We start from the raw sequence: 10707 nt of genomic DNA, 5'->3' as shown, positions 1-10707 counted from the left end.
AACATAGGTGAAGTGATTAAAGGTAAATCTAAACTATTTTTAAATTCTTGTAGGGTCATATTAAAATTTTTTTTTGATGTGGTATAGGATGCAATATAGTTATAAAATACTTTTGTAAAAATTAATATTCCTTTATAATTTCTAAATGTAGAAGCAAAACCTTTGCTGTATCTTTGTAATCGTAAATAAAGAATAAATTGAAATTAAAAGAACATATAAGGCGTAATATCAAATTAGCATTTCCTGTAATGATTACTCAAATGGGACAAATTTCTGTCAACATTATTGATAACATTATGGTTGGTGGTTTAGGTGGAAAATATGATAATATAGAAGATGAGGTTTTGGGTAAAACAGCTCTAGCAGCAGCTTCTTTAGGAAATTCATTGTTTTTTGCAGTGTTAGTATTTGCTTTCGGATTTAGTTTTGCGTTGTCACCATTGATTGCGGCAGAAGATTCGAAAGGCGATAAAAAAATGGCTGCAAATTATTTTTCGCACAGTTTGGTCTTGAATATTACTTTATCAATCGGTTTATTTTTATTGATTACATTCCTAAAACCTCTGATGTTCTACATGGGACAACCCGCTGATGTAGTGGAAAAATGTATTCCATATCTAACGATTATGACATTTTCGATGATTCCATTGATGATTTTCCAAACGTTTCGTCAATTATCAGAAGGGTTATCTTTAACTATTCCTGTTACAATTGCAACTGTTTTGAGTAACGTGATTAATATTACGTTAAACTATGGTTGGATTTATGGGAATTGGGGATTCCCACGTTTAGAAGTCGCTGGTGCAGCCTGGGGAACATTCGTTGCGCGTTCGGTGATGATGATTTTCTTAATTATTGTATTGTTTAATTTTAAGAAAACGAAATCAGTTTTGCAAGAAGTTCAATTTAAGGTAAGTAATTTTCAGAAAGTAATTTTCAGAAAAATTGCAGGAATTGGTATTCCTACAGCTTTAACTTCTTTCTTTGAAATGAGTGCGTTCTCTCTGGCAGCCTTTGTTTGCGGTTATACATTTACAAACTCTATTGCAGATCAAGAATTAGCAAAAGTAAATTTAGCGGCGCATCAAATAGCAATAAATTTAGCTTCCACAACTTTTATGATGTGTACAGGAATTGGAGTTGCAGCAACGGTTCGTATTGGAAATCAATTAGGTTTAAAAGATTATAAAACCTTAAGAGAGGCAGGTTGGTCTTGTATTTTAATGGTTTTATCATTTATGATTTTGTGTGGAATTTTGTTTATTATTTTCCGTTATCAGTTACCAACAATTTATTTAGACAATCCAGATGTTATCAATTTAGCTGCATCCTTATTAATTATTGCGTCACTTTTCCAAATGTCAGATGGCGTACAATTGGTATTATTAGGTGCATTGAGAGGAATGACCGATGTCAAAATTCCTTCAATTCTAACATTTATATCATATTGGTTAATCGCAATTCCTATTGGTGTAGTCTTGGCAATTGTATTTGAAATGCGAGCATTTGGAATGTGGATTGGTTTAGGAACTGGATTAACAGCTTCGGCAGTGTTTTTGATGATTCGTTACAATCGTCAAACGAAGAAAATGATTAAGGAAAATCCTAATGCAGAAATAATTTTAGAAGATAAATTAAAAAACATATAAAATGGAATTACCAAAATTTTTATTGGCTGATAACTCTACAATGCCAGACAAAATCTTTATTTTACATACAGATTATCCTCGTTTTTTATTAGACGTAGAAACTGACGATATCGAGTGGTTTGAAGATATTTCTGAAGAAGAAGATAACGAAGAATTTAATACTGAAATTGCTAATTTAATCGAAGACGCTTTAGATTTTTATGATCAAGAAATGTCTTTGTTAGATGACGAAGAATAAGTCTTAAATTAATAAAATTTCCATGTTTTTATTGGTGTAATATTTACACTAAAAATAATTTTATATGCTTGCATTATAATTTTTTTATTAGTATTTTGCGACTAAGAAAATTATTCAAAACCATGGAAATAAAAAGATTATTTGATTTTCCCCAAAATCAATTAGAAAATAATCCTCGAGAAGATGCATTGGTGTCTAAGGTGAACGGAACTTGGGTGAAAACATCTACGCAAGAATACGTTGGCAAAGCAAATGCATTTAGTCGAGGATTATTACAATTAGGAATCAAGCCACAAGATAAAATTGCAATAGTCACTTCAACTAATCGTACCGAATGGAACATCTGTGACATCGGTATTCAGCAAGTTGGTGCGATTTCCGTTCCATTATATCCAACACTTTCCGAAGACGATTTTGATTATATCTTAAACAATGCTGAATGTAAATTTATCATTGTTTCTGATAAAGGTTTATATGATACAGTTGTAGCTGTAAAAGATAAAGTGTCAACATTGGTTGGGATTTATAGTTTTGATGAAATTGCTGGAGTTCCAAATTATAAAGAGATTTTAGATTTGGGTGAAGATAATTCAACGCAACATGAAGTAGATAGTATCAAAGAGATGATAAAGCCATCTGATATGGCGACTTTGATTTATACTTCTGGAACAACAGGACGTCCGAAGGGTGTTGTATTAACACACGAAAATATCGTTTCTGATGTTTTAATGTCCGTTGATCGCATTCCAGATTTTCCAAATCATGCGATTGCCTTGAGTTTTCTTCCGATTAATCACGTTTTCGAACGTATGTTGATTTATTTGTATCAATATTTGAGTATAGGAATTTGGTATGCAGAAAGCATTGATAAATTAGGAGATAATATGAAAGAGGTGAAACCGCATGTAATGACGGTTGTACCACGATTAGTTGAAAAAGTTTACGATAAAATTTACAATACAGGTGCTTCTGCAGGAGGTCTTAAAACGAAAATTTTTATGTGGGCTTTAAGCCTTGTTGAAGATTACGATCCTTACAATCCAAAAGGTGGATTATTTGGGTTGAAACATTCTATCGCAAAAAGTTTGGTTTTCAGTAAATGGAAAGAAGGTGTTGGTGGTAATTTAGTATGTATGGTTTCGGGTTCTGCGCCTTTAGCAGCGCGTTTGAATCATATTTTTTGGGGTGCTGGAATTCCTATTTTAGAAGGTTATGGTTTGACGGAAACTTCTCCAGTTATATCGGTGAATTGTATGAAGAAAGACGGTTTCGGAATTGGAACTGTTGGTGCTCCACTAAAAGGAATAGAGGTTAAAATTGCAGAAGACGGAGAGATTTTAGTCAAAGGTCCTAACGTTACACAAGGTTACTACAAAGATCCTGAAAAAACTGCTGAAGCATTTACGCCAGATGGTTATTTCAAAACGGGTGATATTGGAGTTCTTGAAAGAGGTTTACTTAAAATTACTGATCGTAAAAAAGAGATGTTCAAAACTTCTGGAGGTAAATATATCGCGCCGCAAATCATCGAAAATAAATTCAAACAATCTCGTTTTATTGAGCAAGTAATGGTTGTTGGAGAAGGAGAGAAAATGCCTTGTGCAATTATTCAACCTAATTTCCAAGTATTGAAAGATTATTTACACATCAAAGGAATTGCTGAGCCTGCAACGAATGCAGATTTGATTAAAGAACCTGCAATTTTAGATATTATAGTTCGTGAAATTGAAAAAATGAATAAAGGTTTGGGACATTGGGAACAAATCAAAAAGTTCGAATTAACACCTGATGAATGGACAATTGATGATGGATTATTAACGCCAACATTAAAATTGAAACGTAAAAATGTGCTAGCTAAATATCAAGATTTATACAATAAATTATACGATAAAAAGTAAATAAAAAAGAAATTAAAAAATCCCTTCAAAATGCTTTGAAGGGATTTTTTAATTCTATAATAATCAAGTTTTAATCTCGTCGTCCGCCCATTGCCATCATAACGAAGTAAAGCAATTGTGCTAAAGAACCAATCGCCGCTACTACATAAGTTCTTGCAGCCCATTTTAATGAATCTTTTGCGCCTTCATATTCGTTTGGCATTACCATATTGTTTCCTTTTAACCAAGCTAATGCACGGTTGGAAGCGTCGTATTCTACAGGTAAAGTAACAAATGCGAAAACTGTTGTTACCGCAAATAAGAAAATACCAATCCACAATAAAGTTGCATTTTTAGATGAAGCCATCACGATTAATCCTAACATCAAAATCCATTGATTTAAACGCGATGCAACGTTTACCATCGGAACCATTTTCGAGCGTAATTGCAACATATTGTAACCTACAGCATGTTGTACAGCATGTCCACATTCGTGCGCTGCAACAGCCGCCGCTGCAGCATTTCGTTCGTGGTAAACAACTTCCGATAAGTTTACCGTTTTATCAGCAGGATTGTAATGATCTGTTAATTGTCCAGGAGTAGAGATAACACGTACATCATGAATGTTATTGTCAGAAAGCATTTTCTCAGCTATCTCTTTTCCTGACATTCCATTTGCCAAATGTACTTTCGAATAATATTTAAATTTACTTTGAAGTCGGTTGCTAACAAACCAACTAATCAACATAAACAGTCCAATAATAATGTAATAACCTGTCATCTATTTCTATTTTATTTTTTAATCAATTTTAATATTCATTCAAAATTCAAAAAGTATTCCAATAAGTGAATAGAGACAAAAATAGCAGAAAAGTTGGTTTTTTGGCAGAGTTCTGTATTAAATCATATAAAAAATGAACAAAAGCTGACATTTTGCTCAAAAAATTTTGAATTGAAATTACAAAACTCATTACCTTTGTAAGCTATGAGTATTCGCATAATAGAAGTACAATCAAAACACGATTTGGAAGCATTTATTAAGTTTCCGATGAATTTGTATAAGGATAATCAATATTACGTTCCACCCTTTATTAATGAGGAGAAGGAAACATTAGATGTTTCTAAAAATCCCGTTTTTAAAGATGCTGAAGCGCGTTATTTTCTTGCCGAAAAAGAGGGTAAGATTGTGGGACGTGTTGCGGCAATTATTAATTGGCAAGAAGTCAATAATCAACAAAAACGTAAAATGCGTTTCGGCTGGTTTGATATGATTGATGATATCGAAGTCACGAAAGTACTTTTGGCAAAAGTTGCGGAAATAGGTAAAGAAAATCAATTAAAATATATAGAGGGACCAGTTGGTTTTTCGAATTTAGAAAAGGCAGGTTTGCTAACTTTCGGATATGATAAATTGGCTACAATGGTTGGTTTATATAATTTTCCGTACTATGCGCAACACTTAGAATCATTAGGTTTTGAAACGGCTAATGAGTGGGTGGAATATGAATTGGCTGCACCAACAGAATTGCCAGAAAAGGTTATCAAATTTAATAAAATTATTCGTGAACGTTACAAATTACGAGAATTGAAGTTTACAAAAACTTCAGAAATTATTCCGTATGTCGAAGAAATGTTCGATTTGTTAGATAAAACTTACAGCGAATTGGATACTTATGTGCCAATTGCGGATTACCAAATTGAATATTACAAAAAGAAATATATTTCGTTTATCAATCCAGATTTTGTGAACTGTATTGTTGATGAAGAAGGAAAAATGGTTTCGTTTGCTATTACAATGCCTTCGTATTCTAAAGCGATGCAAAAAGCAAAAGGGAAATTGTTTCCTTTCGGTTGGTGGCATATGTTACAAGCAAGTAAAAAGAATGATTCAGCTCAATTTTATTTGATTGGAATTGATCCAAAATTTCAAGGAAAGGGAGTTACAGCATTGATTTTTAATGCAATGTTTGATACGTTTAGAAACAACGGGATCAAATTTTTGGAAACAAACCCTGAATTAGCGGACAATGAAAGTATTCAAGTTTTATGGAAAGCTTATGATCCTGTAAATCACAAACGTCGCAAAACTTTCAAGAAATCAATTTAATATAAATAATAATGTTGTATATTTTGGATTAAAATTCGTCAATTCGAGTGATTTTTAGAAAGTTTATTTTTAAAAATTGTATCGAGAATTAAGATGAATTTTATCTTCAAAAATCTTATTCTCGATACAAAATTCTAAACGAATTTCACTCGAATTGATGGTTTTATTTATTTTGATAATCAAAATTTATAACATAGAAATTATAAATGTATAACATAATAAATATGTTTGATATTCATCAATTAGAGAAAGAATATTCAATTTTCAGACAAGAAGGTTTTAATTCGAAATGGTTAAATTTTGAAGCTTTAAATCAATATTTTTCATTAAAATCAACTCAAAAAGAACAAATTGGAACATCTTTTTTAGGAAATGAGATTTATAAATTAAGTTTCGGAACTGGAGAAAAACGTTTATTAATTTGGTCTCAAATGCACGGAAACGAATCTTCTGGAACGCGTGCAATGTTTGATGTGATTAATTTTTTTGAACAAAAATCTGAATTAGCTCAAACCATTTTATCTCAATTGACGATTGATTTTATTCCGATGTTAAATCCTGATGGCGCGAATTTCAACACACGCAGAAATGCGGTTGGAATTGATATTAACCGTGATTTTTTAGCAAAAGAATCAACAGAAATTCACGTTTTGTTAGATCAAGTAGAAAAAGGAAATTATCAAACCTTATTCAATTTGCATGATCAACGTACCATTTTCAATGTTGCACAAACAGCGAAACCTGCAACGCTTTCTTTTTTGGCGCCTTCTTACAATGTTGAAGAAGATATAAATGAAGTTCGCGAAAAAACAATGGGAATTATTCAAGCAATGAATACTGAATTACAAAAAGTGATTTCTGGTCATGTAGGTCGTTATACATCAGAGTTTTATCCGATGTCAACCGGAGATAATTTTACAAAAATGGGTTATCCTTGCGTATTATTTGAAGCGGGACATTTTCCAAATGATTATCAACGAAATGCAACAAGAAAATACAATGCATTGGCTATTTTAGCAGGACTGAATGCTTTAGCTACACAAGAAAATTTTCCGTTTGATGAGTATTTATCGATTCCTCAAAATGGGCAAAAATATTTGGATATTGTGATTCATAATGTTCAAATTCAAAATGGAGAAAATTCTTCTGTTGTTGATTTGGGTATTTATTTTGAAGATGAATACAACGAAGAAAATAATTCGGTAGAGCAAATCGCGAAAATTATTGAAATTGGTGATTTACGAAAATTTATTGGTCATCTTGAAATTGATGCTGAAAAACAAGTTTATAAAGGAACAACTAAAAATTATCCTTTATTGAATCAATTAGCGACTTTTGAAATAGGCTCAATTAAAGTTGAAAATGGACAAATCATTTCATAATTATTTATACATTTAATCTATAAACTAAAAATACAATGAAAAAAATATTGGCAATTGCACTCGTTACAATGTTGGGATTTTCTACGCAATCGTTTGCTCAAAATAAAGTGTTGAATCGTACGATTACAGCTGAAAATGGGAAGAAAATGTTGACGGGAGAATTCACTAGAAAAGCGTTGGAAGAAGATGATTTTAAGGATTGGTACCATCAAGAATATGACACATACGAAGTTGAAAAAAGTAAATTGAAAGGTTTAAAAGATTTACGCAATTATCGTTTGGAAGTTTTTGTAGGAACTTGGTGTCCAGATTCTCGTCGTGAATTGCCGCGTCTGTACAAAATTTTAGATGATATTAAATTTCCTCAAAATCGTTTGAAAGTGATTGGTGTAAATCGTCAAAAGAAAAGTTTCAACGGAGAAGAAATTAATAAAAATGTGACGCACGTTCCGACAATTATCGTATATAATAATAAAAAAGAAGAAGTTGGTAGAATTGTAGAATCTCCAGTTTCTAGCTATTTAGAAGAAGATTTGGCACAGATTGTGAATGGTACGCCACTGACTCCAAATTATGCAAATGAATAATTTAAAGAAAATAATTCTTGTCGTTGTAGCCTTTATTTTTGGTGTGATGATAACATATTTCATCATGGATAAATTCAAATCTGAAAGCTATAGCGAACAATCTCATGTGATTGCGTATCAAATCGAACGAATGAATAAAATGATTGTTGCTGAACAAACATATTCAGATTTATACAATCACACGTCAAAAAAATCATTACCAGGTTTAACACATATTTTTTCTGCGGATAAAAAGGTGACACTTTTGGTGAAAGCCAAAGCGCAAGCAACGTATGATTTGAAAAAAATGGATATTGAATTGGATTCGGTGAATAAAAAAATTATCATCAAATCTATTCCTCCAGTTGAAATCCAAGTGTATCCAGATGTTAGTTTTTATGACATGGATCAAAGTGTTTTCAATAAATTTACTAAAGATGATTTGAACGGAATTAAGAAACGTGCAGTAGAGCATGTAGAAAAAACGGTTGATCAAACCAAACTAAAACAAGAAGCACATCAACAATTAATTCAAAATCTTGGCGATTTGTATTTCCTTGCAAAAACCTATGGTTGGAAGATAGAAGATAAAACGAGTTATGCCAACGAATTGAATAAATTATACAATTAATAAATAATTAAAAACCTGTTCCGATAGAATAGGTTTTTTTTCGCTGAATAAAGAAATGAAGTGTTTCTTTTTTTAGAATTAAAATTGAAAATAGTATTTTCGCTTAATATTAAAAATAAAAATGAATTGGCGTAGATTTTTACTTCCATTTTCTGGTTTATATTGGATTGGAACTTCGGTTCGAAATCTGTTTTACAATATAGGAATGATGCGTTCTTCATCCTTCAAAATTCCAATTGTTAATGTTGGAAACCTGTCCGTTGGTGGAACGGGAAAGTCACCTCATATTATGTATTTAATTGATTTGTTGAAAGACGAAAAATTAATTGCAACATTGAGTAGAGGATATGGACGAAAAACAAAAGGTTTTTTGATTGCAAATTATTCATCCAAAGTTTATGATATTGGAGATGAACCAATGCAGTTTTTTCAACGTTTCAAGAACAGAATTTTGATTGCGGTTTGCGAAGACAGAGCTTTTGGTGCGCAAAAATTAATTGATCATTACAATGCAGAAGCAATTTTGTTAGATGATGCCTATCAACATCGTGGGATAAAAGCTGGTTTCAATATTTTGTTGACTGATTACAATAATCCATATTACAAAGATTTTTTATTGCCAGCAGGTGATTTGAGAGAGAGTAGAAGTGGAGTTCGTCGTGCAGATATTGTTATTGTAACGAAATGTCCAGACAGAATATCGGAAGAAAAGCACAAAGAAATTTCGAAAAAGATTAAGTTAAGATCTCATCAGCAATTATTTTTCTCGAAAATTGTTTATGATAACAAATTGATTGGGAAATTGGATAATGTTGAGAAATCGACTTGGAAAAATCTGAATGTTATTTTAGTTACAGGAATTGCAAAAACAGATGGTTTGGTAAAATTTGCGGAAGAAAACTTTGCAAATGTCTTGCATTTAGAATATCCAGATCATCATAATTTTAGTCAATCAGAAATTGAGTATATTTACAAACGATACGAAGATACGGAAGGTAGAAAACGTTTTGATAAAATTATCATGACAACAGAGAAAGATTATATGCGTTTGATGGAAGAATCCATGATAAAAGACGATTTATACTACATTCCGATTAGTATCGATATTAACGATAAAGAAAAATTTAATCAAACTATTTTAGAGTATGTTGGACAGAATTAATGAGGCTGTAAAGTACATCAATAATTTATTGCCAGATCAACCAGAATTTGTAATTGTGTTAGGGTCTGGATTAGGAAAATTAGAAGACGAAGTAGAAAATAAAGTTGTTATTAGCTACAAAGATATACCAAACTTTCCTCAAGTAACAGTAGAAGGGCACAAAGGTCATTTAGTATACGGAACTATTTTAGGAAAAAAAGTTTTGATGATGGCTGGTCGTTTTCATTATTACGAAGGATATTCGATGGAAGAAGTAACGTTCCCAATGCGTGTTTTCAATGGATTAGGAATTAAGAAAGTTGTTTTATCGAATGCTTCTGGAGGTGTTAACCCAAGTTTTAGTGTTGGAGATATTTGTTTGGTAAAAGATCATATCAATATGATGCCAGAACATCCTTTACGTGGAAAAAATATCGACGAATTAGGACCTCGTTTTGTGGATATGTCAAAAGCATATGACAGAGAAATGTTGAACGAAGCAGCAGAATTTGCAAAAGCGAATGATATTTTTGTTCATCAAGGAGTTTATGTAGGATTACAAGGACCAACTTTTGAAACGCCATCAGAATACGGATTGGTACGTTTTATTGGTGGAGATTGTGTTGGGATGAGTACAGTTCCTGAAGTTATTGTTGCTCGTCACATGGATATGCGCGTTTTCTGTTTATCTATTATTACTGATTTAGGAGGACCAGAAATTTCATTTGATGTTTCGCACGAAGATGTATTAAATGCAGCAAACACAGCAATGCCAAATGTAATTCGCGTGGTAAAAAGTGTAATCGAAAATTGTTAATTTTTGATTTGTAACGTCCTGAAAAAATGATACAGGATTAGACCAATAAAATTTTATTTTAAACAGTACATATATTCGTATTTGTACTGTTTTTCTTTTTGTACGATTTTGGTATTAATTCTTGTTGCTGGTGCATTTGCATCGGTGTTAAATAATAGTTTGACAAATGCGGTCTTAACTCATTATAGACCTTTACGGTTTGTTTGACTAAAATCTTTCTTGTATTCAAATCTACAATAGATTTATCAATATCATACTCTTGTTTTAAAATACCATTAATTCTTTCGGCTATGGCATTC

General features: G+C 31.8%; 11 protein-coding genes. 9 read left to right on the top strand and 2 right to left on the bottom strand.

Going from position 1 to position 10707, the window contains the following annotated elements; genetic code table 11:
• The first annotated feature begins 248 nt into the window (after positions 1-248).
• The 3 genes from B4E95_RS01415 to B4E95_RS01405 all read left to right on the top strand — a co-directional run bounded on the left by B4E95_RS01415 (position 249) and on the right by B4E95_RS01405 (position 3785).
• Complete coding sequence (locus B4E95_RS01415; RefSeq protein WP_291089350.1) at positions 249-1649, top strand: MATE family efflux transporter; 1401 nt, start codon at positions 249-251, stop codon at positions 1647-1649.
• A 1-nt stretch (position 1650) separates the two neighbouring features.
• Entirely contained in the window at positions 1651-1887 is a 237-nt protein-coding gene (locus B4E95_RS01410; RefSeq protein ID WP_038336082.1) for a hypothetical protein, read from the top strand.
• 122 nt (positions 1888-2009) lie between these two features.
• Positions 2010-3785, top strand: coding sequence for an AMP-dependent synthetase/ligase (locus tag B4E95_RS01405; RefSeq protein WP_291089346.1), 1776 nt, complete (start codon positions 2010-2012; stop codon positions 3783-3785).
• A gap of 70 nt (positions 3786-3855) precedes the next feature.
• Here B4E95_RS01405 and B4E95_RS01400 read toward each other — a convergent pair whose 3' ends face one another.
• Complete coding sequence (locus B4E95_RS01400) at positions 3856-4545, bottom strand: zinc metallopeptidase (RefSeq protein WP_115001061.1); 690 nt, start codon at positions 4543-4545, stop codon at positions 3856-3858.
• Between the two features lie 204 nt (positions 4546-4749).
• Between B4E95_RS01400 and B4E95_RS01395 the strand changes: the two genes are divergently transcribed.
• The 6 genes from B4E95_RS01395 (at position 4750) to B4E95_RS01370 (ending at position 10408) form a co-directional block, all read left to right on the top strand.
• A complete protein-coding gene (locus B4E95_RS01395) occupies positions 4750-5871 on the top strand; it encodes a GNAT family N-acetyltransferase (RefSeq protein WP_291089343.1) in 1122 nt (373 codons plus the stop codon).
• Positions 5872-6077: 206 nt separating this feature from the next.
• On the top strand, positions 6078-7253 hold the full coding sequence (locus tag B4E95_RS01390) for a M14 family zinc carboxypeptidase (protein WP_291089340.1): 1176 nt from the start codon (positions 6078-6080) through the stop codon (positions 7251-7253).
• A gap of 35 nt (positions 7254-7288) precedes the next feature.
• Positions 7289-7840: a TlpA family protein disulfide reductase gene (locus B4E95_RS01385; protein ID WP_291073649.1), complete on the top strand. Its 552-nt coding sequence runs from the start codon at positions 7289-7291 to the stop codon at positions 7838-7840.
• Positions 7833-8450, top strand: a complete 618-nt coding sequence (locus B4E95_RS01380) for a DUF4230 domain-containing protein (protein ID WP_291069564.1) — start codon at positions 7833-7835, stop codon at positions 8448-8450. Before B4E95_RS01385 ends, B4E95_RS01380 begins: the two co-directional genes overlap by 8 nt.
• Positions 8451-8571: 121 nt before the next feature.
• Positions 8572-9612 (top strand): tetraacyldisaccharide 4'-kinase, encoded by a 1041-nt coding sequence (gene lpxK / locus B4E95_RS01375; protein ID WP_291073647.1) that lies wholly within the window; start codon positions 8572-8574, stop codon positions 9610-9612.
• Positions 9596-10408: a purine-nucleoside phosphorylase gene (locus B4E95_RS01370; protein ID WP_291063128.1), complete on the top strand. Its 813-nt coding sequence runs from the start codon at positions 9596-9598 to the stop codon at positions 10406-10408. Before lpxK ends, B4E95_RS01370 begins: the two co-directional genes overlap by 17 nt.
• Before the next feature lie 58 nt (positions 10409-10466).
• Here B4E95_RS01370 and B4E95_RS01365 read toward each other — a convergent pair.
• A partial coding sequence (locus tag B4E95_RS01365) for an integrase core domain-containing protein (protein ID WP_291089337.1) occupies positions 10467-10707 on the bottom strand: 241 nt, incomplete at its 5' end.

Origin of the sequence: Empedobacter sp. UBA7494, assembly GCF_002478465.1 — a bacterium.
Taxonomy (GTDB): Bacteria; Bacteroidota; Bacteroidia; order Flavobacteriales; family Weeksellaceae; genus Empedobacter; species Empedobacter falsenii_B.
The sequence above is the reverse complement of the archived record's forward strand: the minus strand, read 5'-3'. Positions and strand labels throughout refer to the sequence as shown.